Origin of the sequence: Pseudomonas sp. (assembly GCF_037994325.1) — a bacterium.
GTDB lineage: Bacteria > Pseudomonadota > Gammaproteobacteria > Pseudomonadales > Pseudomonadaceae > Aquipseudomonas.
Genome location: NZ_JBBNAH010000210.1, coordinates 1 through 25,139, shown reverse-complemented (window position 1 = coordinate 25,139; position 25,139 = coordinate 1). Strand labels below are relative to the sequence as shown.

Annotated in this window: 22 protein-coding genes; 16 read left to right on the top strand and 6 right to left on the bottom strand. The window is 61.3% G+C overall.

Annotation, left to right across the window (positions count from 1 at the left end; genetic code table 11):
- The 4 genes from AAAB16_RS07180 to AAAB16_RS07165 form a co-directional block, all read right to left on the bottom strand.
- Nucleotides 1-853 (bottom strand): alpha/beta hydrolase (locus AAAB16_RS07180; RefSeq protein ID WP_340662728.1); only part of this gene is annotated, 853 nt, incomplete at its 3' end.
- A 5-nt stretch (nt 854-858) separates the two neighbouring features.
- Entirely contained in the window at nt 859-4,140 is a 3,282-nt protein-coding gene (locus tag AAAB16_RS07175; RefSeq protein WP_340662727.1) for a carboxyl transferase domain-containing protein, read from the bottom strand.
- A 225-nt stretch (nt 4,141-4,365) separates the two neighbouring features.
- Nucleotides 4,366-5,253, bottom strand: a complete 888-nt coding sequence (gene ispA / locus AAAB16_RS07170; RefSeq protein WP_340662726.1) for a (2E,6E)-farnesyl diphosphate synthase — start codon at nt 5,251-5,253, stop codon at nt 4,366-4,368.
- Nucleotides 5,250-5,492, bottom strand: coding sequence for an exodeoxyribonuclease VII small subunit (locus tag AAAB16_RS07165; RefSeq protein WP_110617110.1), 243 nt, complete (start codon nt 5,490-5,492; stop codon nt 5,250-5,252). Before AAAB16_RS07165 ends, ispA begins: the two co-directional genes overlap by 4 nt.
- Nucleotides 5,493-5,621: 129 nt before the next feature.
- Between AAAB16_RS07165 and pcaQ the strand changes: the two genes are divergently transcribed.
- The 9 genes from pcaQ to AAAB16_RS07120 all read left to right on the top strand — a co-directional run bounded on the left by pcaQ (nt 5,622) and on the right by AAAB16_RS07120 (nt 15,250).
- The gene (pcaQ, locus tag AAAB16_RS07160; RefSeq protein ID WP_340662725.1) at nt 5,622-6,551 is read left to right on the top strand and encodes a pca operon transcription factor PcaQ; all 930 of its coding nucleotides are present in this window, start codon (nt 5,622-5,624) and stop codon (nt 6,549-6,551) included.
- 185 nt (nt 6,552-6,736) lie between these two features.
- The gene (pcaH, locus tag AAAB16_RS07155; protein ID WP_340662724.1) at nt 6,737-7,456 is read left to right on the top strand and encodes a protocatechuate 3,4-dioxygenase subunit beta; all 720 of its coding nucleotides are present in this window, start codon (nt 6,737-6,739) and stop codon (nt 7,454-7,456) included.
- A 13-nt stretch (nt 7,457-7,469) separates the two neighbouring features.
- Nucleotides 7,470-8,075, top strand: coding sequence for a protocatechuate 3,4-dioxygenase subunit alpha (pcaG, locus tag AAAB16_RS07150; protein ID WP_340662723.1), 606 nt, complete (start codon nt 7,470-7,472; stop codon nt 8,073-8,075).
- Nucleotides 8,076-8,083: 8 nt separating this feature from the next.
- Complete coding sequence (zapE, locus tag AAAB16_RS07145; protein ID WP_340662722.1) at nt 8,084-9,169, top strand: cell division protein ZapE; 1,086 nt, start codon at nt 8,084-8,086, stop codon at nt 9,167-9,169.
- 12 nt (nt 9,170-9,181) lie between these two features.
- Entirely contained in the window at nt 9,182-10,120 is a 939-nt protein-coding gene (locus AAAB16_RS07140) for an AEC family transporter (RefSeq protein ID WP_340662721.1), read from the top strand.
- 79 nt (nt 10,121-10,199) lie between these two features.
- Nucleotides 10,200-11,042 (top strand): IclR family transcriptional regulator C-terminal domain-containing protein, encoded by an 843-nt coding sequence (locus AAAB16_RS07135; RefSeq protein WP_340662720.1) that lies wholly within the window; start codon nt 10,200-10,202, stop codon nt 11,040-11,042.
- A gap of 348 nt (nt 11,043-11,390) precedes the next feature.
- Nucleotides 11,391-11,528, top strand: a complete 138-nt coding sequence (locus tag AAAB16_RS07130) for a hypothetical protein (protein WP_340662719.1) — start codon at nt 11,391-11,393, stop codon at nt 11,526-11,528.
- Nucleotides 11,525-12,874 carry an MFS transporter gene (locus AAAB16_RS07125; RefSeq protein ID WP_340662718.1) on the top strand — a complete coding sequence of 450 codons (1,350 nt, stop codon included), beginning with the start codon at nt 11,525-11,527 and terminating at the stop codon, nt 12,872-12,874. Before AAAB16_RS07130 ends, AAAB16_RS07125 begins: the two co-directional genes overlap by 4 nt.
- A gap of 207 nt (nt 12,875-13,081) precedes the next feature.
- Entirely contained in the window at nt 13,082-15,250 is a 2,169-nt protein-coding gene (locus AAAB16_RS07120; protein WP_340662717.1) for a hypothetical protein, read from the top strand.
- Here the strand turns inward: AAAB16_RS07120 and AAAB16_RS07115 are convergent.
- A complete protein-coding gene (locus AAAB16_RS07115; protein ID WP_340662716.1) occupies nt 15,238-16,155 on the bottom strand; it encodes a LysR substrate-binding domain-containing protein in 918 nt (305 codons plus the stop codon). The two genes, AAAB16_RS07120 and AAAB16_RS07115, sit on opposite strands and share 13 nt — an antisense overlap.
- 101 nt (nt 16,156-16,256) lie before the next feature.
- Here AAAB16_RS07115 and AAAB16_RS07110 point away from each other — a divergent pair, with 101 nt between their 5' ends.
- The 5 genes from AAAB16_RS07110 (at nt 16,257) to hutG (ending at nt 23,031) form a co-directional block, all read left to right on the top strand.
- Nucleotides 16,257-16,859, top strand: a complete 603-nt coding sequence (locus tag AAAB16_RS07110) for a glutathione S-transferase (protein WP_340662715.1) — start codon at nt 16,257-16,259, stop codon at nt 16,857-16,859.
- 112 nt (nt 16,860-16,971) lie between these two features.
- Complete coding sequence (locus AAAB16_RS07105) at nt 16,972-18,936, top strand: hypothetical protein (protein ID WP_340662714.1); 1,965 nt, start codon at nt 16,972-16,974, stop codon at nt 18,934-18,936.
- 133 nt (nt 18,937-19,069) lie between these two features.
- On the top strand, nt 19,070-20,746 hold the full coding sequence (gene hutU, locus AAAB16_RS07100) for a urocanate hydratase (RefSeq protein ID WP_340662713.1): 1,677 nt from the start codon (nt 19,070-19,072) through the stop codon (nt 20,744-20,746).
- 271 nt (nt 20,747-21,017) lie between these two features.
- Entirely contained in the window at nt 21,018-22,226 is a 1,209-nt protein-coding gene (gene hutI, locus AAAB16_RS07095; RefSeq protein WP_340662712.1) for an imidazolonepropionase, read from the top strand.
- Nucleotides 22,219-23,031, top strand: coding sequence for an N-formylglutamate deformylase (gene hutG, locus AAAB16_RS07090; RefSeq protein ID WP_340662711.1), 813 nt, complete (start codon nt 22,219-22,221; stop codon nt 23,029-23,031). Before hutI ends, hutG begins: the two co-directional genes overlap by 8 nt.
- 133 nt (nt 23,032-23,164) lie before the next feature.
- Here hutG and AAAB16_RS07085 read toward each other — a convergent pair whose 3' ends face one another.
- Nucleotides 23,165-23,608: a hypothetical protein gene (locus tag AAAB16_RS07085; protein ID WP_340662710.1), complete on the bottom strand. Its 444-nt coding sequence runs from the start codon at nt 23,606-23,608 to the stop codon at nt 23,165-23,167.
- A 119-nt stretch (nt 23,609-23,727) separates the two neighbouring features.
- On the opposite strand from AAAB16_RS07085, the gene pip reads away from it, so the two are divergent.
- Nucleotides 23,728-24,699: a prolyl aminopeptidase gene (gene pip / locus AAAB16_RS07080; RefSeq protein WP_340662709.1), complete on the top strand. Its 972-nt coding sequence runs from the start codon at nt 23,728-23,730 to the stop codon at nt 24,697-24,699.
- A complete protein-coding gene (gene dtd / locus AAAB16_RS07075; protein ID WP_340662708.1) occupies nt 24,696-25,133 on the top strand; it encodes a D-aminoacyl-tRNA deacylase in 438 nt (145 codons plus the stop codon). Before pip ends, dtd begins: the two co-directional genes overlap by 4 nt.
- Nucleotides 25,134-25,139 lie beyond the last annotated feature (6 nt).

Sequence of the window (25,139 nt, the reverse complement as noted above, 5' to 3'; positions counted from 1 at the left end):
GCTCAAGCCTGGGCACTAACTCGGCCATCTTTTTCACCGTGTAGGCTTCCAACTTACCCACCGGGTCGTCCTCGCCGAGCAAAAACAGCGTCGGTTGCAGCACCTGACGCCCAGCCAAAAACTCGGTGCTCTGCCAGTTCAAAGTGAAGTTGCGATACCAATTCAGCGGCCCGTGAAAACCGTTTTTGCTTAGGGTGATCAGGTACACTGTAAAGTCTTCTCGGCTGCACCACTGGGGGTAACCCTCGGGCACCGGCACCCCATCAAGCAAGCGCGCATGCGCCGGTTTCGGCTGCAAAAACACCTCCCCCGTACCGCCAATCAGCAAACGCATGCTGCGTTCGATATCGGCGTTTAGCTCGGCCTCAGCCACGCCCGGTTCTTGGAAGTAGAGGATGTAGTTAAAGCGCCCGGCATTGGCCTCTCGCATGATGTCGATGGCCGGACGCTTGGGCCGCCCGCCAAACGGCACGGACATGGCGCCAAGCACGCTAACCCGCTCAGGTTCGAGCAAGCCCAAATGCCAGGCCACCGGCGCGCCCCAGTCATGGCCGATCACGCACACATCGGTATGCCCGAGCTCATCCATGGCGGCCTGAATATCGGCGCACAAGGTTAGCAACTGGTAGGCCTCGACCTCTTCAGGCGCGCTGCTGTCGCCGTAGCCGCGCATTTCCGCGGCGTAGACGCGGTAGCCAGCGGCGGCCAACGCCGTCATCTGGCTGCGCCAGGAGTACCAACACTCGGGGAACCCGTGTAGCAGCCACACCGGCCGCCCACTGTCCGGGCCTGCGCAGTAAACGCTGAGGGTGATGCCGTTGACGTGAAGTAGCTGCTGTTCAAAGGTCGTCATAGTGATCACCAGGTATCCACAAAGGAGCGTTTTTTGCCGTCGCGCTTGGGCGCGCGTGGTGCGGCGTTAAAGCCGCGCACCAGCCAGCTGCGGGTTTCGACTGGGTCAATCACCGCGTCGATTTCCAGAAAGCTGGCCATATTGATGCCTTTACCGCTCTGGTAGGCCTTGGCCACCAATTTGTCGAACAGCGCTTGGCGCTCGGCGGGGTCTTCCAGGGCGGCCAGTTCTTTGGAGAAGCCCAGGCGCACCGCGCCTTCCAAACCCATGGCACCAAACTCGGCGCTGGGCCAGGCGATGGTAAACAGCGGCGAATGAAAGCTGCCGGCGGCCATTGCTTGCGCGCCGAGACCATAACCTTTGCGCAGCACCACGGTGAAAAACGGCACGCTGAGGCTGGCGGCGGTCACAAACATGCGCGACACATGCCGTACCGTGGCCTGCTTTTCCGCATCCGGGCCGACCATAAACCCTGGGGTGTCGCACAACGACAGCAGCGGAATATCAAAGGCATCGCACAGCTGCATAAAACGCGCGGCTTTGTCGCCAGCCACCGCGTCGATGGCGCCGCCCAGGTGTGCGGGGTTGTTGGCGATCAGGCCAAACGGTTGCCCTTCGATGCGGATAAACGCGGTGATCAGCCCTGGGGCAAACTGGCGGCGCAGTTCCAGCACGGAGTCGCGGTCGGCGAGGGTGGCGATGACCTGGCGGATGTCGTAAACCCGCAAGCGATTTTCCGGGATCAACTGGCGCAGTTCGCGCTGGTCGGCGCAGTGCCAGTCACTCACCGCGCCCTGGAAGTAGGACAGGTACTGCTTGGCGGCTTTTACCGCTGCGGCTTCGTCCGCCACTTCGACATCGATCACGCCATTGGGGCCTTGCACGCTCACCGGCCCGACCTGTTCCGGGGTAAAAGTGCCAAGCCCACCCCCTTCGATCATCGCCGGCCCAGCCATGCCGATGCTGGCGTTGGCGGTGGCAATAATCACGTCGCAGCACCCCAGCAGCGCGGCGTTACCAGCAAAGCAACGGCCGGACACCACACCCACCAACGGCACCAGACCAGAAAGCTTGGCCATGCCAATAAAGGTGTGGCAGTCCAGACCGGCCACGCCAACAAAATCGCTATCCCCTGGCCGGCCACCGCCTCCTTCGGCAAACAACACCAGCGGCAGCCGCCACTGCTCAGCCAGTTGCAGCATGCGATCGGTTTTTTTGTGGTTCATCGCGCCCTGGGTGCCGGCAAATACCGTGTAGTCGTAGGCGATGGCCATACAGCGCGTGTGCTCGGCGCCGAACTGCGCGGCGTTAACGGTGCCGATGCCGCTAACCAATCCGTCGGCCGGGCTTTGTACGATCAGGTCTTCCACCGAGTTTTTGCGCCGCCGGGCGGCCAGAGCGAGGGCGCCGTATTCGATAAAGCTGCCCTCATCCAATAGGTCGTCAAGGTTTTCCCGGGTGGTGCGCTGGCCGGTTTTGCGCCGCTTCGCCACCGCCTGCGGCCGCCGCTCGTCCCGGGTCAGGGCATTGCGTTCGAGCACTTCGGCAAGATCCGCGCGGATATGCTCGAGGTCGATGCTTTCTTCGTTGTGCTGCTGTTGCAGCGCTACTTCCGCCGGCTGAATAAATAGCAGCGCTTGGGCGGCGAATAGGCTGTCGCCGGGCGTTACCGCCAGGCTGTGGACAATGCCGCTGTGACTGGCCTTGACCACAAACTCCATCTTCATCGCCTCCAGCACGGCGATGCTCTGGCCGACGGCGACGGCGTCACCGACCTGCACGTCGACACTGACCACCACCCCTGCGCTGGGCGCCTCCAGGGCGACGCAACCTACCGGGGTGTCGGCGTGTTGATGCTGCTGTGCGGCACCGGCCGCCTGGGGGAAAAACAGATGGCGGTGCGCCTGTTGCTGTGTCGCCAGCAGTTGGGTGATCTGCTCTTCGACAAAGCGTGTGTTGACTTGGTTGTCTTGCACCTGGGGCTGGCGCAGCAGGTTTTGTAAAAAGTGGATATTGCTCGCCACACCCTCCAGGCGGAACTCGCACAGGGCACGGTAGGCCCGGCGCAGTACGGCGGGGAAGTCGTCGTTGGCCTGCACAATCAGCTTGGCCAGCAGCGAGTCGTAGCTGCTGCTGGTGGCGTAACCGCTGTAGCCACAGCCATCGACACGAATGCCGGCGCCGCTTGGCGGTTCATAGGCGCTGAGCAGGCCCGCTGCCGGTTGCACGCTGCCGTCGCTGTTCATGCTTTCCAGATTGACCCGCAGCTGTACGGCAAACCCCCGTGGCGCGGGAATATCTGCCTGCTGCAAGCCCAGTTCGCGCAAGCTGGTGCCGCCGGCTACGCGCAATTGCGCTTGCACCAGATCGATACCGGTGACCGCTTCGGTAACGGTGTGCTCCACCTGCAAGCGCGGGTTGGCTTCCATAAACACGAAGTCGCCGTTATCCACATCCAGCAAAAACTCGAAGGTGCCCAAGGTGCGGTAGTTAACCGCGCCGGCCAGCTTTAAGGCGGCACTGAGCATGGCCTCGCGCACGGCGGGGTCGAGGTTGGGGCTGGGGGCGATTTCCACCAGCTTTTGGTTGCGTCGTTGCAAGGTGCAATCGCGCTCCCACAGATGCACCACCTGCTCGCCGTCGCCCAACACCTGCACTTCAATATGCCGTGCGTTGTGGATCAGCCGCTCCACATACAGATCGCCATTGCCAAACGCTGCCTTGGCTTCGGACTGGCAGCGGGCGTAGGCCTCGGCCACGTCTTCGGCGGCAAACACCGCGCGCATACCGCGGCCACCGCCGCCCGCCAACGCCTTGATCATCATGGCGCCGCCATTGAGCTCGGCCATAAACGACTGAGCGCGGGCCAAGCTGGTGGGCTGGTTGGTGCCGCTGGCCAAGGGCACACCGCAGCGCATGGCCAAGGTGCGAGCCTGGGTTTTATCGCCAAACTGCTCCAGCACATCGGCGCTGGGGCCAACAAAAGTCAGCCCGGCTGTTTTGCAGCGGCGGGCGAATTCGGCGTTTTCAGCCAAAAAGCCATAACCGGGATGCACCGCATCGCAGCCCTGGGCAGTGGCGATGGCGATCACCTGATCCATATCCAAGTAAGCGGCTACGCCGCGGCCCTTGAGGCCTACCGCCACATCGGCCTTGCGCGTATGCAGCGCGGCGGCTTCGTCCTCGGCAAAGATCGCCACGCTGCGGATATCCAACTCAGCCGCAGCGCGGGCAATACGAATGGCGATTTCGCCGCGGTTGGCGATAAGCAGATTGCGGATGGGCATTGGCGCTCCCTGGTTTTTATAGGTCTTTTTTAAACGCTTAGGGAGTAGAGCTTAGGCGCCGACTCAGGGGTAGCGGAACCTTGCTGGCTGGGGCGAATGGCGCGGCAGAGGTGGGGGTGATAGTGGGCGTAGAGCGCAGCGCTCTGTGCCGGCCCAGCGCGTAACGCGAGGGGCGACAATCCCCTCGTCCGCTTGCGGGAGGGGGGCAAGGGCGGGAGAGGGCTTTTAGCTGCGGCGTTCGACGATATAGCGCGCCAAGTCGCGCAGTGGCTCGGCTGCCTCACCAAACGGGCGCAGCGCATGCAGCGCCAGGTCGCGTAGTTCCAGGGCGTAGATTTTCGCCGCGTCCAGGCCCAGCAGGGCAGGGTAGGTGGGCTTGTGGTTGGCTTGGTCTTTACCCTGGGTTTTGCCCAGTGTCGCCGTGTCGCTTTCCACGTCGAGAATATCGTCCTGCACCTGGAAGGCCAGGCCAACGGCTTGTGCATAGTCCTGCAGGGCGCGCAGTGACAGGCTATCCGCCTCGCCGCTGGCCAAGGCACCAAGGCGCACGCTGGCTTCAATCAGCGCGCCGGTTTTGTGCCGGTGCATGATTTCCAGCGCGCCTTGGTCGAGCCATTGGCCCACCGAACCGAGGTCGATGGCTTGGCCGCCGACCATGCCGGCAGGGCCCGCCGCTTTGGCCAGGTGGCTAAGCATATCCAGACGCACCTCAGCCGGCAGCGGGTTGCGCTGGCCATCGGCGAGCACTTCAAAGGCCAGGCTCTGCAGGCCGTCGCCAGCGAGAATGGCGCTGGCCTCGTCAAAGGCCTTATGGGTAGTGGGCTGACCGCGACGCAGATCGTCATCGTCCATCGCTGGCAAATCGTCATGCACCAGTGAATAGGCGTGAATCAACTCCACCGCACAGGCCGCCGCATCGGCGCGCTCCGGGCTGCCACCGAGGGCTTCGCAGGCGGCATACACCAGCAGTGGGCGCACGCGCTTGCCACCATTGATCACGCTGTAGCGCATGGCTTGATAAATCAGTGCAAGTTCGGCACGGGGCGCGTGGAACAGTTCGTCGAGCTTGGCGTCAACGCGGGTCTGACAGGTTTTTTGATACGCCGCGATCATGCCGATTCGTCCGCATCGAAAGGGGCTTCCTCCAACTCGCCATCGCGTTCCAGCAGAATTTGCACCTTCTGCTCCGCCTGAGCCAACGCACCCTGGCAGTCGCGAGTCAGGCGAATACCCTGCTCAAAGGCCGTCAGCGAATCCTCCAGCGACAGCTCACCGTTTTCCAAGCGCTCGACCAGGGTCTGCAACTCGGCAAGGGATTGTTCGAAATCGACGGCGACTTTTTTGCGGGCCATGGGCAGGGTTCTCGGCAGGGTCAGGCAGGCTGGAACGGGCGCGAGGCTAGCAGAGCTGGGCGGGGTGGGCAAACTTGCCAGGCCACGCGCGGTTGTTCTTTTGCGTCGTTCCCTTGCAGACTAGCCGCCATGAATATCGACACCCGCATTAAATTCCGCCATCTGGTGTGCTTTCTCGAAGTGGCCCGTCAGGGCACCTTGGCGCGCGCGGCGGATAAGTTGGCTGTCAGCCAGCCGGCCATTTCCAAAACCCTTAAAGAGTTGGAAGAACTGCTGGGCGCCAGCTTGTTCGACCGTAGCAAAGCCGGTGTGGCTCTTACCGAAGCCGGCGTGGCGTTTATGCGTTATGCCGGGCCTTGTGTGCAGGCGTTGCGTGATGGGGTAAACAGCCTGCGCAGCGGTGAACATGCGTCTGGCACAGTGCGCTTGGGGGTGTTGTCAACGGTGGAAAGCTTGCTGATTCCGGAGGTGGTGCGCCGTCTGCACGAGCAGCATCCGGCATTGGTGGCCAGTGTGGTGACCGGGCCCAGTGCGTATTTGTTGTCGCAGTTGCATATAGGCGAATTGGATTTGGTGGTTGGGCGGATGACCGATAGCCCGCAAATTCAGGGCCTGACGTTTGAGCATCTGTATAGCGAGTCGATGACGTTGGTGGTGCGCGCGGGTCATCCTTTGCTGAGCTCTGCGCAGGCGCAGCAACTGTTGCAGGACTACCCGCTGGTGCTGCCGCTGGCTGGCACCACGATTCGTAAATATGCCGACGCGCTGTTTGTGCAATGCGGTATCGCCCAGCCACGCCAGCGCTTGGAAACGCTATCGATCACCCTGAGCCGACGTTATGTGCAATGCAGCGACGCAGTGTGGATTGCACCTCTGGATGCGGTGCAGTTGGACCTGGCAAATGGCGGTTTGGCCGAATTACAGCTGGGCATTAGAGAGCCCGGTGGTTCGGTGGGTATCTGCAGCAATGCGGCGTTGCCGCTGTCGTTGGCGGCGCATTGGAGTGTCGAGGTGTTGCGCGAAGTCGGGCAGGCATACCGGGAAGGCATCTTTCCCTGACCGTAGGATGTGCTGTGCACACCGTGGCGATATCGGGGTAGGCGCTTGGTGCGCACAGCACACCCTACGGGTTATCCATAACCAATGAGTTATGGATGCGCGGCTAATATTCAGTTTTCCCAACGTATCTCTGTCAGCAGACTGCCCGCCAGCTCGCCCTATAAATCCAAGAAAAGGAGAACGACATGTCTGATGCAGACAGCAGTCGCTTCGTCATCCGTGACCGCAATTGGCACCCTAAAGCCCTGACGCCTGATTACAAAACCTCCATTCCCCGTTCGCCGCGCCAAGCGCTGGTGAGCATTCCGCAGTCTGTTTCGGAAACCACCGGCCCGGATTTTTCGCATTTGAAAATGGGTCAGTACGACAACGATTTGCTGCTTAATTTCAACAACGGCGGCTTGCCGGTGGGCGAGCGCATTATTGTGTCCGGCCGCGTGTGCGACCAATACGGCAAGCCCATCCCGCACACGCTGGTGGAGATGTGGCAAGCCAACGCCGGTGGCCGTTATCGGCATAAAAACGACCGTTACCTGGCGCCGCTGGACCCTAATTTTGGTGGCGTCGGCCGGGCCCTCACCGACCGCGATGGCTACTACAGTTTCCGTACCATCAAGCCGGGTCCGTACCCGTGGCGTAACGGCCCGAACGATTGGCGTCCGGCGCATATCCACTTTTCCATCAGCGGCCCGTCGATCTCCACGCGCTTGATCACCCAACTGTATTTCGAAGGTGACCCGCTGATTCCGATGTGCCCCATTGTTAAATCCATCGCCAACCCGGAGGCGGTGCAAAGCCTGATCGCCAAGCTCGATATGGGCGCGGCCAACCCTATGGATTGCCTGGCGTACAAATTCGATATCGTGCTGCGCGGTCAGCGCAAAACACACTTTGAAAACCGCTGAGAGGGGGTGATATATGCCAATTGAATTGCTGAAAGAAACCCCCTCGCAAACCGCCGGCCCCTATGTGCATATTGGCCTGGCCCTGAGCGCTGCCGGTAACCCGGCCCGTGAGCAGGAAATCTGGAATGAGATGGCTAAACCTGGCGCACCGGGCGAGCACATTGTGTTGCTGGGCAATGTCTATGACGGCAACGGCCATTTGGTCCGCGACTCGTTTCTGGAGTTCTGGCAAGCCGACCACGAAGGCCGCTACCACGCCGATTTCAACCTGGAAAAACCGTTCAACAGCTTTGGCCGCACGGCGACTACCTTTGATGCCGGCGAGTGGACGCTGCACACCATCAAGCCCGGTGTGGTGAAAAACGCCGCCGGTGTGCCGATGGCGCCACATATCAACGTGTCGTTGTTTGCCCGGGGCATCAATATTCACCTGCACACACGCCTGTACTTCGATGACCACGCCGAGGCCAATAAAGTCTGCCCGGTGCTGAACCTTATTGAGCAGCCGCAACGGCGCGAAACCCTCGTTGCCAAGCGCTGCGAGGTTGACGGCAAGCCGGCTTACCGCTTCGATATCCGTATTCAGGGTGACGGCGAAACGGTGTTCTTTGATTTCTAAGGTGGCGTTTGACCTCTAAACCAGCCGAGCCCGACACAGGCCTGGTCGAGCCCGTCGACCAGCGCATTCAGCGGCGCTTTAACGATGCGCTGGAGGCCCGTGGTTATCGGGCCGACAGCGCGCAACAGGCAGCTATCGACACCCTCGCCACCTGGCTGGACGCCTGGTTGGCGGGGCGGCGTAGCTGGCTGCGCAAGCCTGTGGCTGGCATTTACCTGTGGGGCGGTGTTGGCCGTGGCAAAAGTTTTGTCATGGACACCTTTTTCGCGGCCGCGCCGGTACAGGCCAAACGGCGGGTGCATTTCCATGCGTTTTTGCAGGAAGTGCAGCAGCGCATGGGCGCCTTTACGGGGCAAAACGAACCACTGCTGCGGGTGGCCCGTGAAGTCGCGCAAGAGGCGCGTTTGCTGTGTTTCGACGAATTCCATGTGCATGACATCGCTGATGCCATGCTGCTTGGGCGCCGGCTGAAAGTGCTGGTGGAGGAGGGCGTCGGTCTGGTCTGCACCTCCAACTATGCGCCGATCAATCTGTGCCCTAACCCGCTGTACCGCGACCGCTTCAAGCCGGCCATTGAGCTGCTGGAAACGCGCTTTAGTGTGCTCAATCTGGACGCTGGCGAGGACTACCGCGAGCGTGCCGGCGCAGGCGAGGCATGGGGTTATTTTGCCTGGCCGCTGTGCCCTGAATTGAAGGTCTGGCTTGAGCAACAGCTCGATCTGAGCGCGGCGGCCGAGCGCGACCTGGTGCTGGAGGTCAACCATCACCCGCTCAAGGTGCTGGCCCGCGAAGGTGATCGCGCCTTGCTGGATTTCGACGAGCTCTGTCGTCGTCCCCATTCCAGCGCCGACTTTCTCTGGCTGTGCCAACGCTTTCGGCGTATCGCCATTTACGGCGTGCCTTGCCTGGATAGCGAAGGCATCGACGTGCAGCAACGCATCCTCAACTTTGTCGACATTGCCTACGACAGCGGCGTGCACCTGCTGCTGGGTTGCGCCGCCGAGCTGGATCAGGTGTGCCGACCCGGCTCACACCTGGACTTTGTCCGTACCCGCAGTCGCCTGCGCCAGCTCACCCCGCAAGCCTTTTCCTGACTACGAGCGCGCATGCTGCAGATCCTCACCATCACCACGCCAATTTTTATCCTGATCGCCATCGGTTTTCTTTCGGTGCGCGGCGGCATGATCGGCCGCGATCAGATCATTGGCATGGGCAAATTTGTTATCAACCTGGCTTTGCCAGCGCTGGTAATCAAAGCCCTGACCGAGCGCCCGCTGGACCAAGTGTTCGACCGTAACTACCTGCTCGCTTACGGCCTGGGTTCGCTGACCATGTTTACCCTGGGCTTTGCCTACTCGCGCCTGCTGCGCCGCGAAACCCTCAGCGCCAGCTCAATCGTCGGCCTCGGTATGTCGGTGTCCAACAGCGGTTTTATCGGTTATCCGATTGTGGTGATGGTGGTCGGCACCCCAGCGGCGGTAGGTTTGGCCCTGGGCATGATGGTGGAAAACCTGCTGATGATTCCCCTGGCGCTAATCTTGGCCGAAGCCGGCGACGCCCAAGGGCAAAGCCCCGGCAAGGTGCTGGTGGGCATAGCCCAGCGCCTGCTGCGTAACCCGATCATTATCTCGATCAGCATCGGCCTGGCTTTGGCGCTATTGGAGGTGCGCCTGCCAGCGGTGCCGTTCAAGGCCGTGGAGATGCTGGCCATGGCCTCGGCCCCGGTGGCGCTGTTTGTGATTGGCGGCAACCTGGTGGGCTTGAAGGCGGCTGGCATGGTTGGCGATGTGCTGCAAATCAGCGTGGCCAAACTGATTCTGCACCCGCTGCTGGTGCTGCTGATGTTTGCCTGGCTGCCGGTGCAAGACCCGGCGCTGCGCATGGCCGGGGTGCTGTTTGCCTGCTCGCCGATGATGAGCATCTACCCGATTCTAGGCCAACGTTTTGGCCTGCAAGGGCGCTGTGCAGCGGCATTGGTGGGGGCGACGGTGCTGTCGTTTCTGACCATTAGCGCCTTTATCTGGGCGCTGCATCACGTGGGCTAAATTGCGATTATCGAACTCTGGTTCGATAATCGGCCATGCCTGCCCTGCTGCTTAACCCTTGCGCCGGAACAATAACAAGATGACTGACGAAGCCCGCATCACCCTGCCGCCCTTGGCGCCGCCGATTATTGCCTCGCCGGCCAAGCGCATCGAAGCCTTTACCGGCGACCCGAATTTTATGACTTCCCTGGCCCGTGGCCTGGCGGTGATTCATGCGTTTCAGGAGCGCAAACGCCACCTGACCATTGCCCAGATCAGCCACCGCACCGAGATCCCCCGCGCCGCTGTGCGCCGCTGCTTGCACACGCTGATGAGCCTGGGCTATGTCACCACCGACGGGCGCACCTACTCGCTGTTGCCTAAAGTGCTGACCCTTGGCCACGCCTACCTGTCGTCCACGCCGCTGGCGGTGACCGCGCAACCGATCCTCGACCGCCTCAGCGAACAACTGCACGAAGCCTGTTCCATGGCGACGTTGGAGGGTGATGAAATTCTTTATATCGCCCGCTCAGCCACGCCGCAGCGCCTGATCTCGGTCGACCTTAGCGTCGGCAGCCGTCTGCCGGCCTATTGCACCTCCATGGGCCGTATCCTGCTCGCGGCCTTGGACGACGCGGCGCTTAACGACTACATCGACCACGCCGAGATGCAGATCAAGACCAGCCGCACCGTGCATACCCCCGACGGCTTGCGTGCCAGCGTCGCCGAAATTCGCCAGCAGGGCTGGGTGATCATCGACCAGGAACTGGAAGTGGGCCTGCGCTCGGTGGCCGTGCCGTTGAAAGACTCGGCCGGGCAGGTGTTGGCGGCGTTGAACGTTGGCACCCATGCCGGCAGGGTGTCGCGCCAGGAACTGGAAACGCGGTTTTTGCCGGTGTTGTTGGAGGCCAGTCGGGAGTTGAGTACGCGGTTGTTTCACTGACCACGATTGCTTCGGCCCTCTCCCCTAGCCCCTCTCGCCTAGCCGGCCGCCCTAGCGGGAGAGGGGAACCGATCACCACTCTTCCGACTGCCGCGCTCTGGCCCCCACGCCCGCTTGTGGGCGCTCGGCTAGGGGAGAGGACGGGGAGAGGTCGAAGCAAACGCAGTGCTCTCTCCAGCCTCCACGTTCCTACGCATGCTTCGCTGCTTTCCGCTACGTACTACCGTTCGATAACCGCCCAGTTAGTCGATTATCGGATTGCTGCCGCCCCCTGCCGCTGCGTACTGTTCTCCGGTCGCCCCGGCGACCCAAAGCTACGACTCCAATAAAAACAAATGAGAGCCAGCCATGGACATCCGTTCGCCGCAGCGTGCCCGCGCTTCGCTGAAACTCGCTGTGCAGCGTCTGCCTAGCCCGTCCCTCATTCCTGTTCCATTCGCCTGCCTTGCCCTGGCGAAGAAAAACTCACAGGAATTTTCCGTATGACCAGCCCCGCTCACGTGCCCACTGGCGGCACACTCGACGTACAAACCTTTATCAACGCCCAGCCACTTTCCCGCTACCAGTGGAGGATCGTGCTGCTGTGTTTTCTGATCGTCTTTCTTGACGGCCGGGACACCGCCGCCATGGGTTTTATCGCCCCGGCGCTAACCGTGGATTGGGGCGTCGACCGCGCCAGCCTTGGCCCGGTGATGAGCGCCGCGCTAATCGGCATGGTGTTTGGCGCCCTCGGCTCCGGCCCGCTGGCTGACCGCTTCGGGCGCAAGGTGGTGCTGGTCGCTGCCGTTGGTTTGTTTGGTTTCTTTAGCCTGCTCTCGGCCTTTAGCACCAGCCTCGACCAACTGTTGGTATTGCGCTTGCTCACCGGCCTGGGCTTGGGCGCGGCCATGCCGAACGCCACCACGCTGCTGTCCGAATACACCCCAGAGCGCCTGAAGTCCTTGCTGGTGACCAGCATGTTCTGCGGCTTTAACTTGGGCATGGCCGGCGGCGGTTTTATCTCGGCGAAAATGATTCCGGCGTTTGGCTGGCATAGCCTGCTGCTGCTTGGCGGCATCTTGCCGTTGCTGTTGGCCGGGGTATTGCTGGTCTGGCTACCGGAGTCGGCACGTTTTCTGGTGGTGCGTAACTGTGGCGCAGAAAAAGTGCGCAAAGTGCTGGCGCCTATCGCGCCGGCCCAGGTGGCAGTCGCGACTGACTTCAGCGTGCCGGAACAAAAAACCGTGCAAAGCCGCAACGTGTTGAAAGTGGTGTTTTCCGGCACCTACAGCGCCGGCACTTTATTGCTGTGGCTGACCTACTTTATGGGCTTGGTGATTGTTTACCTGCTGACCAGTTGGCTGCCAACGCTGATGCGCGACAGCGGCGCGAGCATGGAACAGGCCGCGTTTATCGGCGCGCTCTTCCAGTTCGGCGGCGTGCTGAGTGCGGTGGGCGTGGGCTGGGCGATGGATAAATTCAACCCGCATAAAGTCATCGGCACCTTCTACCTATTGGCCGGCGTGTTTGCTTATTTCGTCGGCCAGAGCCTGGGTAAAGTCACCCTGCTTGCCACCTTGGTGCTGCTCGCTGGTATGTGCATCAATGGCGCGCAATCGGCCATGCCCTCGCTGGCGGCGCGTTTCTACCCAACCCAAGGGCGCGCCACCGGTGTGTCGTGGATGCTGGGTATCGGCCGCTTCGGTGCCATTCTTGGCGCGTGGATTGGCGCCACGCTGCTGGGCTTGGGCTGGAACTTCGAACAGGTTCTCACCGCGCTGGTGGTGCCGGCGATCATCGCCAGCGTGGCGGTGGTGGTGAAGGGCTTGGTCAGTCACGCCGACGCCACCTAAGCAGCGCGCTGTTCACCCCGTAGCCGCTCACCTCAGCGTGGGCGGCGAACATTCCCACGCCGCGCTCTGGCCATTTCGTGGCTGTGCTGGGATTACAGATGGCGGCCGCTCGCAGTTTTCCACGCATTTGTCGCGAGCGTGCCGACAGATAGCCCTGCCGCGTTTACCGATGCTTGCCTGCTCGTAACTTAAGTAGGCAATACCCTCATGAAACCCTTCACGTTTACCCGCACGCCAGTGGCGGCAGCGCTGGCTCGCTGGCGCGCGTTTCCTTCTGTTGTCGTTACCGGTCTTGCCTTGCTGAGTGCTCAGCCGGCGGGGGCGGTGATGATGGATTTGAGTAACTCCATTTCCTTTGATGTGCTCGATCTGCTCGGCAATGGCGATGTATTTGGCTCGAAAACCAGTGGCACGGACGTTGAGTTACTTCGTTGGAATGCAAAAGACGGTGCGGTAAGTCTTGGCGTTATTTCTGGCGACTCTACGATCATTCGCGCCGTAAATCGGGATGGCCGTTTTATTGGTGGAACTACAGTGTTTACGACTGGCACTGGTATAGCCAACCATGCGTTTCGCTGGTCGGCGGCGGGAGGCTTCACCGATTTAGGTACCCTGGGCGGCGATAGAAGCTTCGCCGATGCCATCAGTCGCGATGGCAGTGTTGTGGTGGGTAGCTCGGATCGAGCAGCGGGGGCAGGCCATGCGTTTCGCTGGACTGCGGCCGGCGGAATGCAAGACCTCGGTAGTTTATCGCCAAATAACTACAGTTCGGCCCTTGCAGTGAGCGGTGATGGTGCAGTTGTTGTGGGTTTTAGTCTTGGAGCCGGCCCTGACGGAAAGGAGGAGCATGGGTTTCGTTGGGATAGCACTACAAACTCAATGGTCGACTTGGGAACGTTTTCGGGTGGCCGAGAAAGTACGGCATGGGCAGTCAATGAAGATGGTTCGGTAGTTGTAGGCGATAGTGATGGCGCAACCGGAAACTATGGGTTTCGCTGGACCAAGGCCTCGGGTCTGCAAAGCCTGGGCACGTTGGCTGGCTTTGACAGCAGCAATGCCCGTGATGTGAGTGCCGATGGTTCGGTAGTTGTGGGGGCTGCCGGCCTATCTGCTACACGTAGAGCCTATCGTTGGACCGCTGCCACGGGCATGACCAACCTTGGCGTGTTAACCGGTACGACCAGCAGCTTTGCGTTAAAAGTCAGCGATGATGGACGAGTGGTGCTGGGTAATAGTGGTGACCGAGTTTTTATCTGGACCGCTAACGACAACACTCCCACAGGCACAGGCACAGGCACAGGCACAGGCACAGGCACAGGTACTGGAACAGGCACTGGCCCCGATCTAGGCACAGGAACGGGTGGAGGAACAGGAACAAGTATCCCTGCCACCATTATCCAGCCCGCACAACCGCGGCAATCGGCGGGCGGCGTAATGCAGGATTTGCGCAATCTGCAAGTGTCGGTTATCCGCAGCGCCGATACCGCCGCACAATTGACCAGCAGCCAAACTCGCCGTCTGCGCGATCTTTCTCAACAAGGCTGCATTCCCGGCGCGGCCCAGGCCTATTGCCTGAGCGTGGCGGCTGGTGGCTACACAGGCGAGACGGATAACGACGCCAGCCAACGTATCGGCCGATTGGGCGCTGGCCTGCGCTTAAACGAGCAGTTCTCCCTGGGTGGCAATGTGGCGCTGGCTGAGGTCGATCTTGGCCGCAACGCCGCCAAGCAACGTGATGCCTATGGCGTCAATCTATGGCTGGCTTACCAGCAAGATTCAGCCAACGGCCAGGGCTGGAATGCCAACGCCAGCGTGGCGGTGGGCAGCGGTAAAAACCGCTTTGATCGCGGCACCGATTTGTTGGATGTGCAAAAGGCCGCCACCGATGTACGTATCACTACCACTGCGCAACGTATCGCCCTGGGTTACGGCATTGCCCTCGGCTCGACCCTGCTTACACCGGAAATCGCCTTAAGCCATGTACGTAGCGCCCGCCAGGCATTCCAGGAAAAAGACGTTGCTTTGCCACTGCAGGTGAACGGCGCCAGCAGCGACGAAAACTACGCCACCTTCACCCTGCGCAGCGCCACCCCGCTTAGCCCGAAAGCCAGCCTGTTGCTGAGCGTGGCGGCTGATGCGTTGCTCAATGACGACACGCCAGGGTTTGAAGGGCGCTCGGCTATTCCGGGGTTTGCTCGATTTGACCTGCCAAGCAACCTGGACAAACGCAACGTGGTGCCAGTCGCAACCGCGCAGTACAGCTACGCGCTGAGCCCGCAAGCTACGCTGGCGGCCGGGGTGCAGGCTGCGGCGTCGGTGTATCAAGGCGAACGGCCGGTTTATGGCTTGGGTATGCAATACCGCTATGCGTTTTGATCGTGGGGTGGGTTGCTTCGCCCGCGTTGCGTTCCTACCTGTTCCTGAATCCAGTCGATAAAGCGCAGCTGTTTTTGGCTTAAGACTTCCCTGGGCTGCCATACCAGCCAATAGGGATAAGGGTAGGGCGGGCACAGGGGCGACAACTGCAGTAGCTCGCCACGTTGCAGCAGGCCGGCGACCAGGCTGCGGCGCTCCAGGGCGATACCGTGGCCAAGTACAGCGGCGGCGAGAATGATGTTGGAGTCGTTGGCTGTCAGGCTCGGTGCGGGCAGTTGTTGCGGGTTAACGCCGGCTAGCGCGCACCAGTCGCTCCACGGTGCATCGGTACTGTGCAGCAGTGGACCACGGAGAATGTGCTCGGGTGTGCTGGGCAGATTGCCGGCGGCAAAGTGCGGGGCTGCAACTACCACCAATTCGTCGCTGAATAACTTTTTCTGGGTCAGCTCTGGCCAGTGCCCTTGGCCCATGCGGATGCCGATATCAGCCAAGCCTTGTCGCAGATCTTGCAGTTCCAGGCTGGTATGCAGGTGCACACGGTACTGCGGGTAGCGTTGCTGGAAATCCGCCAGTCGTGGCACCAGCCAGTGCTGGGCAAAGGAGGCGAGGGTGGTGATCACCAGCTCATCGTCATCTGGCCGGCCTTGCACCTGATGGGTGGCACTGCTCAATGCCTGCAACGCGGTGCGTACTTCCAATGCATACAAGCGGCCCGTTTCGGTCAGGCGCAGGCCGCGCGCTTCACGCACAAACAGGGCGATGCCCATGCTGTCTTCGAGACCGCGAACTTGCTGGCTAACGGCGGAATGGGTGATATGCAGCTCGCGCGCGGCGAGGGTCACGCTCCCCAAGCGTGCGGCGGCTTCAAAGCATTTGAGGGTGGTCAGCGGCGGTATGTTTTTCATGTAAGTAAATCTAACGCAGAGCGTTGAATTTTGTCGCTACTCCAGCCTACGTATACGTTTTAGGCTGCTAAGCCTGATTAAGTGCAGTTAACGGAGTGGCCATGAAACTGATCGGAATGCTCGATTCACCCTACGTTCGCCGCGTGGCGATTTGCTTGAAAGTGCTGGGGCTGGAGGTGCCGCACCAGTCGTTGTCGGTGTTTAGCACCTTTGCTGAATTTCGCCGGATCAATCCGGTGGTCAAGGCGCCAACGCTGGTGCTGGACGATGGCCAGGTGCTGATGGATTCCAGCCTGATTTTGCAGTTTTTCGATCCCCACTCCAGGCTGTGGCCGGCCGAGCCTGCCGCGCGTGCTCGGGCTTTTCGGCTAACCGGGTTGGCGTTGGCGGCCTGCGAGAAGGCTGTGCAAGTGGTGTACGAGCACAATCTGCGGCCTGCGGAAAAACTTTATCAGCCGTGGCTGGAGCGGGTGCATGGTCAGCTGTTTGCTGCCTGGGCGGAGCTGGAAAAAGAGCTGCTTGCTGAGCCATTGAACGCGCAAGAAGGTGCACTAGGCCAGGCGCAGGTGAGCATCGCGGTAGCCTGGTCGTTTGCCCGCCTGATGCTGCCGGACTTGGTGCTCGCCGCTGACTACCCGACCCTCGCCGCGTTCGCCGAAACCCTTGAGCGCTTGCCGGTGTTTGTGCAAACGCCTGCGGTCTAAGCCGCAAAGGGCTGGCAGCGAGAGCGGCTGACGGGCTGCTGCGGATAGCCTTACAGACCGATTAGTCCTACGTTGCGGATGCTTACGTCTCATTTTTGCGTAGGCATTTTCCATGAAAGCTCCCCGCCTTTTTCGCGCGTCCTTGCGCTTGGTGTTGCCCTCCTTTTCCGCTCTGCTGCTGGCGCAATGGGCTGCACTGCCGGCCCAGGCCGCGATGTTCGACCTGGGCCTGCTGCCAAACGGCATTCTCAGCCACGCCAGCGCTGTGAGCGGCGACGGCAAAGTGGTAGTGGGCCTGGGGGCTGATGCTATGAATGCCCATTGGTTGTTCCGGTGGACGGAGGACAAGGGCATGGTGAGTTTCGCCAACTTTTCCGGCCTGGGTTCAGCCAATGCAGTCAGTGGTGATGGCAGCGTGGTGGTCGGCATGTTGCGGCCAGGTGGCGTGCAGCGCGCGTTTCGTTGGGATGCCGGCGGCGGTTTTGTCTATCTCGGCACCCTGGGTGGGGTTAGTAGTTCGGCCTGGGATATCAGCCGCGATGGGCAGGTGATAGTGGGCGAGTCGACCAACGCCACTGCAGTGCGCCGGGCGTTTCGCTGGACTGCTGCTTCGGGCATGCAGGACTTGGGCGGTTTGACCGCCACCGGCGCAAGCATTGCCTATGGCGTGAGCGGCGATGGCGCCGTCGTCGTGGGCACGGCCGCCAGTAGTAATGGTGTGCGCGCCGTGCGTTGGCAAGGTGGCTCGGTGCTTGATCTGGGCGTTCTCTCGGGTAGCTCGACCAGTGGTGCATTTGGCGTAAATGGCGATGGCAGTGTAGTGGTGGGCACCAGCGGCTCTTACGCGTTTCGCTGGACGGCGGCCGGTGGCATGGCCGACCTGGGCTCGCTTGGAGGGATGAGTGCGGCCAACGCTGTGAGCGCCGACGGCGCGGTGGTGGTGGGTTATTCAACATTGGCCGATGGCACTGACCGCGCGTTTCGCTGGACCGCCGGCACCGGCATGACCAGCCTGGGTTTGCTCAACGGCGGCACCTACAGCGAGGCCAGCGCTATCAGTGACGACGGCAGCGTGATTGTCGGCAGGGCGGATAACGGCGCCGGGGAGCGGGCGGTGATCTGGAAGGACTTGGTGCTGCAAGACCTGGAAAACCTGCAGCACTCGGTGCTGCACAGTGCCGATAGCAGTGCGCAACTGATGCTCAGCCAAGACCGCTTTAGCCACGCTATTTCCGAGTTGCAGTGCATGCCCGGTGCCGAGCAGCGCTATTGCATGACAGTCGGCAGTGCAATGGCATTTGCTGACGATGGTGAACCCGCTCGGCAAGCCCAAGGCTTGATAGGCGCCGGTATCCGTCTTGATCCCCACATTTCTATCGGCGGCACGCTGGCCCTGGGCGATGGGGATGGCGCGGACCACGAAGACAGCCAGCATCATCAGTACGGTCTTGGCGCCTGGGTGGCCTACCAGCAGAACGCGGAAACCGGCATGGGTTGGGGCGCTATTGCCAGCTTGGCGGCAAGTACCGGTGACAGCGAATTTCAGCGTGGCGAGCACCTGGCAAACGTGCAGCCGACTGCCACGCGTGTGACCACTACCGCCAACGAACAACGCTTGGCACTGAGTTATGGCATTGCCTTGGGGCAATCGTTGCTGACTCCTGAGCTGGCGCTTTATCACGTGCGCAGCCAGCGCGGGGCATTTGAAGAGCGCAACGTTGCCCTGCCATTGCGGGTGACAGGCGCCCGCAGTGATGACACCTACGCAAGCGCTACGTTACGCAGCGCCACACCACTATCGGAGCGGGCCAGCTTGCACCTGAGCCTGGGGGTAGATGCCTTGCTGAGTGAGCAGCGCCCGGACTTTAAAGGTGCTTCCAATATTCCTGGGTTGCAGCACTTTGCCGTCTCCAGTGGCTTGCAAAGGCGCCAGCTGGTTCCTGCGGCCACCGTGGGCTATCGCTATGCCCTGAGTAAGCAGGCCAGCGTGGCGGGCCAGGTACAAATGGCCGCTTCCAGCTTCACTGGACAGACTGCCGGCTATGGCCTGGGCGTAGAGTTCCGCTACGCGTTTTAACCCGCTGTTATGACTTTCAGCGTGTCGGGCTATTCATCGTACTTGCTGCTGTGCTTTACTTGTATATACAAGCTGGTGCAGCATGCTGTCTCTGCTTACCTCTCTATTACCCGCACGCGCCTGGGAGCCTGTTATGAGCACATCCAATCGTTACCGTGACACCGTCATTCGTGCCGCCCGCGGTACGCAATTGACCGCCAAGAGCTGGCTGACCGAAGCGCCGCTGCGGATGTTGATGAATAACCTCGACCCGGAAGTGGCGGAAAACCCCAACGAGTTGGTGGTGTATGGCGGCATTGGCCGTGCCGCGCGCAACTGGGACTGCTACGACGCCATCGTCAAAGCCCTGACCGCGCTGGAAGACGATGAAACCCTGCTGGTGCAGTCGGGCAAACCGGTCGGCGTATTCAAAACCCACAGCAACGCCCCGCGCGTATTGATCGCGAACTCCAACCTGGTGCCGCATTGGGCCACGTGGGAGCACTTCAACGAATTGGATGCCAAGGGGCTGGCCATGTACGGGCAAATGACCGCCGGTAGCTGGATCTACATTGGCAGCCAGGGCATCGTGCAGGGCACCTACGAAACCTTAGTGGAGGCCGGCCGCCAGCATTACAACGGCAACCTCAAAGGCAAGTGGGTACTCACCGCCGGCCTTGGCGGCATGGGCGGTGCGCAACCGCTGGCGGCGGGCATGGCCGGGGCCTGTTCGCTGAATATTGAATGCCAGCAAAGCCGCATCGATTTCCGCTTAAAAACCCGCTACGTCGACGAACAAGCCACAGACCTGGACGACGCCCTGGCGCGCATCGCCAAATACACTGGCGAAGGCAAAGCCATCTCCATCGCCCTGTGTGGCAATGCCGCCGACATTCTTCCGGAACTGGTGCGCCGAGGTGTGCGCCCGGATATGGTCACCGACCAAACCAGCGCCCACGACCCGCTCAACGGCTACCTGCCCAGCGGCTGGACCTGGGACGACTACCGCGCCAAAGCACAAACAGAGCCGGCCGAAGTAGTGAAAGCCGCCAAGCAATCCATGGCCGTGCATGTACAAGCCATGTTGGCGTTCCAGCAAATGGGCGTACCGACCTTCGACTACGGCAACAACATCCGCCAGATGGCCAAAGACGAGGGCGTGGCCAATGCCTTCGATTTCCCAGGGTTTGTTCCGGCCTATATCCGCCCATTGTTTTGCCGTGGCGTAGGTCCGTTCCGCTGGGCGGTGTTGTCGGGTGATGCTGAAGATATCTACAAGACTGACGCCAAGGTTAAAGAGCTGATCCCCGACGACGCCCACCTGCACCGCTGGCTGGATATGGCCCGCGAGCGCATCGCCTTCCAAGGGCTGCCGGCGCGGATTTGCTGGGTCGGTCTGGGCCAGCGCGCCAAGCTCGGTTTGGCGTTTAACGAAATGGTGCGCAGCGGCGAATTGTCGGCGCCTATCGTGATTGGTCGCGACCATCTGGACTCCGGCTCGGTGGCCAGCCCGAATCGTGAAACCGAAGCCATGCGCGATGGGTCCGATGCTGTGTCTGACTGGCCATTGCTCAATGCGTTGCTGAACACGGCCAGTGGTGCCACCTGGGTTTCGTTGCACCATGGTGGTGGCGTGGGTATGGGTTTTTCCCAGCACTCGGGCATGGTGATTGTGTGCGATGGTACCGATGAAGCGGCGGCGCGGATTGCCCGCGTGTTGCACAACGACCCGGCGACCGGCGTGATGCGCCATGCCGATGCGGGATATCAGATTGCTATTGATTGTGCGCAAGAGCAGGGTCTGAATTTGCCCATGGTAAATACCAAATAAACGCAACGGCTCTGCACCCCTCGCCCGTTTACGAGAAAGGGGCCGGGCAAACAAACTCAACGGCTTTGCACCCCTCTCCCGTTTACGAGAGAGGGGCCGGGCAAACAAACTCAATGGCTTTGCACCCCTCTCCCGTTTACGGGAGAGGGGCCGGGGGTGAGGGCCAGCCGTTACGCAAATCTGTTTCTGCCATCACAGCGCTCCCTATCCCTAACCCTCTCCCGCAGGCGGTCGAGAGGACTAAACCGCGTTATTCACCAGGAGGCCGGACATGCAGCATCTATGGTTCAACTGCCACGCGGCTACCCTGGCTGGCGGCAGCTACTCAACCATCGAAAACGCCGCCATCGTCACCAGCAGCGGTCTGATCAAATGGATTGGCCACTACGCCGACTTACCGGCCGACGACTACGTTCAGCGTCACGACCTCAACGGCGCCTGGGTAACCCCAGGCCTGATCGACTGCCATACCCACGCCGTGTTCGGCGGCAACCGCAGCGGTGAATTCGAGCAACGCTTGCAAGGTGTGAGTTACGCCGACATCGCCGCCGCCGGTGGCGGTATCGCCAGCACCGTGCGCGCCACCCGCGCCGCTAGCGAAGATGAACTACTGGCCAGCGCCAGCCAACGTGTTCGCGCCCTGCTGCGCGATGGCGTGACTACCCTCGAAATAAAATCCGGCTACGGTCTCGACTTGGCCAACGAACGCAAAATGCTCCGGGTTATCCGCCGCCTCGGCGAAAGCCTGCCCGTCACCGTGCGCAGTACTTGCCTGGCCGCCCACGCCTTGCCGCCGGAATATGCAGGGCGCAGCGATGCCTATATCGAACATATCTGCAGCGAGATGCTGCCGGCCCTGGCTCGGGAAGGTTTAGTGGACGCCGTGGATGCGTTCTGCGAGCACCTGGCGTTTTCCCCGGCGCAAGTGGAGCGGGTGTTTATCGCGGCACAGCAATTGGGTTTGCCGGTGAAATTGCATGCCGAGCAACTGTCGTCGCTGGCCGGTTCCAGCTTGGCCGCGCGCTATCAGGCGTTGTCGGCGGATCATCTGGAATTTATGACCCTGGCCGACGCGCAAGCGATGGCGGCCGCCGGCACGGTTGCTGTATTGCTTCCCGGCGCGTTTTATTTTCTGCGCGAAACCCAATTGCCACCGATCCAGATGCTGCGTGAGCAGGGAGTGAGTATGGCGATTGCCAGCGACCTGAACCCCGGCACTTCGCCGGCGCTGTCGCTGCGCTTGATGCTGAATATGGCCTGTACCCTGTTCCGCGTGACCCCGGAAGAGGCGCTGGCGGGTGTCACCTTTAACGCCGCCAAAGCCCTTGGCCTGGGCGCCAGCCATGGCAGCCTGGAAGTGGGCAAGGTGGCCGACTTTGTTGCCTGGCAGATCGCCCAGCCGGCCGAGCTGGCTTATTGGCTGGGCGGTGAACTGAACAAGCGCGTTATCCGCCATGGTCGGGAGCTGATTCATGTCTGAGGTAATCGAAACGCCCTTTATCTTTGCCCAAGGTCGCGTGCCGCTGTTAATCAGCATGCCCCATGCCGGCTTGCAACTGACCCCGGCGGTGCAGGCCGGCTTGGTGCCCCAGGCGCAATCGTTGCCGGACACCGATTGGCATATCCCCCAGCTCTACGCCTTTGCCGCCGAGCTGGGCGCCAGCACCTTGGCCGCCAACTACTCGCGCTATGTGGTCGACCTTAACCGCCCAGCCGATGACCGCCCGCTGTATGCCACCGCCACCACCGGCCTGTACCCCAGCACCCTGTTTGACGGCGAGCCGCTGTTTATCGAAGGCGGGCAACCCTCGGCTTTTGAACGTGAGCGTTACTTGCAGGAGATCTGGACGCCTTACCACCGCGCCCTGGCCGACGAGCTGGCCCGGTTAAAAGCCGAATTCGGCTACGCGTTGCTGTTCGACGCCCATTCCATTTGCTCCCACGTGCCGATGCTGTTCGACGGCAAACTGCCCGACTTCAACCTCGGCACCCACGACGGCGCCGGCTGCGACCCGGCGTTGGCACAGCAGCTAGTGCAGGTGTGTGTTGGCGCGCGGCAATACAGCCATGTGCTGAATGGGCGCTTTAAGGGTGGCCATATCACCCGCCATTACGGTCAGCCCGCCAGCAACGTGCACGCCGTGCAGCTGGAGCTGAGCCAGTGCATTTATATGGATGAACAGGCGCCGTTTACCTACCGTCCGGAGTTAGCGGCGCAGGCGCAAGTGGTGTTGCGCGGGTTGTTGCAAACCTACTTGGCCTGGGCGCAGGCCCACTACGCTTGATGGGCTTTCTGCGCAGTCCGGGTTAACGCATGAAGGTTTTTGTAGGGTGTGCTGCGCGCACCATTGCGCGGATCGTGAGAGCGGCTGGTGCGCACAGCACACCCTACAGGGCAGTCACGCCCAGGTATTTTGGTTACTTCCAATCTATCCGCGCCAACTTCCATTCGCCGTCTTCCAGCCACCACTCCAGCTTCACGCTATAGGCATTGGCGTTGTCGGGTATCAGCCCTTGGGCGCCAGTGACGGCTACCTGAGCCTCTGTATAACCCTTGCTGGAGACGCTGGGGTCGATGCGGCTGGTTTTGCTCACAGCAAGCACGCGCACATTCTGGTAGCGCAAAAACAGCCCGAGCATGGTGCGCTTGGCCCATTCGCGGTCGAACTGCTGCTGGGCGCGAAACTCCGGGTGGAGCTGCTCCAGTACGTCGCCGCTGCGTTTGCCTTCGAGGTTTTCCTGCAGTTGCTGTACGGCAGCTTCCAGCGCCGCTTGCGGGTCACTGCGCGAGCAACCGGTGATCAACGTCAAGGCCAAGGCGACTATCCACAGGCGCGTGAGGGGAAATATCCGGTCTGACATGCTCAACTCCGTTTTTCATGGTTATGATGCCCGGCAGAGCTCAGGCGCGTTGCCCGCAAATGTACCCCGACCCATGGGGGTTGCGTATGGCACCGCCGTCACTAACAAGGGAGTGCAGCATGCAGACTTTGTATCCGGAGATTAAGCCTTACGCGCGCCACGAATTGGCCGTGCAGGCGCCGCATGTGCTCTATGTCGATGAGAGCGGCACGCCGGATGGCCTTCCCGTGGTGTTTATCCATGGCGGCCCGGGCGCCGGGTGCGATGGCGCCAGCCGCCGTTATTTCGACCCCAACCAATACCGCATCATCACCTTCGACCAGCGCGGTTGCGGGCGCTCCACCCCCCACGCCAGCCTGGAAAACAACACCACCTGGGATTTGGTCGCCGACCTTGAGCTAATCCGCCAACACCTGGGTATCGACAAATGGGTGCTGTTCGGCGGCTCCTGGGGGTCCACGCTGTCGCTGGCCTATGCGCAAACCCACCCTGAACGCGTACATGCGCTGATTTTGCGTGGGATCTTTCTGTGCCGTCCGCAGGAGATCAAGTGGTTTTATCAGGAAGGCGCCAGCCGTCTGTTCCCCGACTACTGGCAAGACTACGTGGCGCCCATTCCGCCGGAAGAACGCCACGACCTGTTGCCGGCCTTTCATAAACGCCTGAGCGGTAGCGACCAGATTGCCCAGATGCATGCGGCCAAGGCCTGGTCCACCTGGGAAGGCCGTACCGCGACCCTGCGGCCCAACCCGCAAGTGGTTGAGCGCTTTTCTGAGCCGCAGCGCGCACTGTCGATTGCGCGGATCGAATGCCACTACTTTATGAATGACGCCTTTCTCGAGCCCAACCAACTGATCCGTGACATGCACAAGATCGCCCACCTGCCGGGCATCATCGTGCACGGCCGTTACGACGTGATCTGCCCGTTGGATAACGCCTGGGAATTGCACCAGGCCTGGCCCAATAGCGAGCTGCAGATTATTCGTGATGCCGGCCACGCGGCTGCTGAACCGGGCATTACCGATGCCCTGGTGCGTGCTGCTGACCAGATTGCCCGTCGCCTTCTCAACCTGGCGCCCGAAGAGGCATGAAGGGGCTGATTCAACGCGTAACCCAGGCGAGTGTGGATGTGGCTGGGGAAACTGTCGGCGCTATTGATCAGGGCCTGCTGGTGCTGGTTGGCGTTGAGCCGCAAGACACGCCGGCGAGTGCCGAAAAGCTGCTGCACAAACTGCTTAACTACCGGGTGTTCAGCGACAGCAACGGCAAGATGAACCTGTCGTTAACTGACGTCGGCGGTGGGCTGTTGTTGGTCTCGCAGTTCACCCTCGCCGCCGATACCAACAGCGGCCTGCGCCCGAGCTTCTCTACTGCTGCGCCGCCGGCGCAAGGGGCCGAGCTGTTCGACTACCTGGTGAACCAGGCCAATAGCAAGCACCCGGTGGTGGCCACCGGGCGCTTTGGTGCGGATATGCAGGTGACGCTGGTCAACGACGGGCCAGTGACTTTTCTTCTCGACGTCTGAATACCC

What these genes read in the sequence shown, in the direction of transcription:
- AAAB16_RS07175 (WP_340662727.1), bottom strand. Translation starts at nt 4,140, where the DNA reads ATGCCCATCCGCAATCTGCTTATCGCCAACCGCGGCGAAATCGCCATT.
- ispA (WP_340662726.1), bottom strand. Translation starts at nt 5,253, where the DNA reads ATGATCGCGGCGTATCAAAAAACCTGTCAGACCCGCGTTGACGCCAAG.
- AAAB16_RS07165 (WP_110617110.1), bottom strand. Translation starts at nt 5,492, where the DNA reads ATGGCCCGCAAAAAAGTCGCCGTCGATTTCGAACAATCCCTTGCCGAG.
- pcaQ (WP_340662725.1), top strand. Translation starts at nt 5,622, where the DNA reads ATGAATATCGACACCCGCATTAAATTCCGCCATCTGGTGTGCTTTCTC.
- pcaH (WP_340662724.1), top strand. Translation starts at nt 6,737, where the DNA reads ATGTCTGATGCAGACAGCAGTCGCTTCGTCATCCGTGACCGCAATTGG.
- pcaG (WP_340662723.1), top strand. Translation starts at nt 7,470, where the DNA reads ATGCCAATTGAATTGCTGAAAGAAACCCCCTCGCAAACCGCCGGCCCC.
- AAAB16_RS07140 (WP_340662721.1), top strand. Translation starts at nt 9,182, where the DNA reads ATGCTGCAGATCCTCACCATCACCACGCCAATTTTTATCCTGATCGCC.
- AAAB16_RS07135 (WP_340662720.1), top strand. Translation starts at nt 10,200, where the DNA reads ATGACTGACGAAGCCCGCATCACCCTGCCGCCCTTGGCGCCGCCGATT.
- AAAB16_RS07130 (WP_340662719.1), top strand. Translation starts at nt 11,391, where the DNA reads ATGGACATCCGTTCGCCGCAGCGTGCCCGCGCTTCGCTGAAACTCGCT.
- AAAB16_RS07125 (WP_340662718.1), top strand. Translation starts at nt 11,525, where the DNA reads ATGACCAGCCCCGCTCACGTGCCCACTGGCGGCACACTCGACGTACAA.
- AAAB16_RS07120 (WP_340662717.1), top strand. Translation starts at nt 13,082, where the DNA reads ATGAAACCCTTCACGTTTACCCGCACGCCAGTGGCGGCAGCGCTGGCT.
- AAAB16_RS07115 (WP_340662716.1), bottom strand. Translation starts at nt 16,155, where the DNA reads ATGAAAAACATACCGCCGCTGACCACCCTCAAATGCTTTGAAGCCGCC.
- AAAB16_RS07110 (WP_340662715.1), top strand. Translation starts at nt 16,257, where the DNA reads ATGAAACTGATCGGAATGCTCGATTCACCCTACGTTCGCCGCGTGGCG.
- AAAB16_RS07105 (WP_340662714.1), top strand. Translation starts at nt 16,972, where the DNA reads ATGAAAGCTCCCCGCCTTTTTCGCGCGTCCTTGCGCTTGGTGTTGCCC.
- hutU (WP_340662713.1), top strand. Translation starts at nt 19,070, where the DNA reads ATGAGCACATCCAATCGTTACCGTGACACCGTCATTCGTGCCGCCCGC.
- hutI (WP_340662712.1), top strand. Translation starts at nt 21,018, where the DNA reads ATGCAGCATCTATGGTTCAACTGCCACGCGGCTACCCTGGCTGGCGGC.
- hutG (WP_340662711.1), top strand. Translation starts at nt 22,219, where the DNA reads ATGTCTGAGGTAATCGAAACGCCCTTTATCTTTGCCCAAGGTCGCGTG.
- AAAB16_RS07085 (WP_340662710.1), bottom strand. Translation starts at nt 23,608, where the DNA reads ATGTCAGACCGGATATTTCCCCTCACGCGCCTGTGGATAGTCGCCTTG.
- pip (WP_340662709.1), top strand. Translation starts at nt 23,728, where the DNA reads ATGCAGACTTTGTATCCGGAGATTAAGCCTTACGCGCGCCACGAATTG.
- dtd (WP_340662708.1), top strand. Translation starts at nt 24,696, where the DNA reads ATGAAGGGGCTGATTCAACGCGTAACCCAGGCGAGTGTGGATGTGGCT.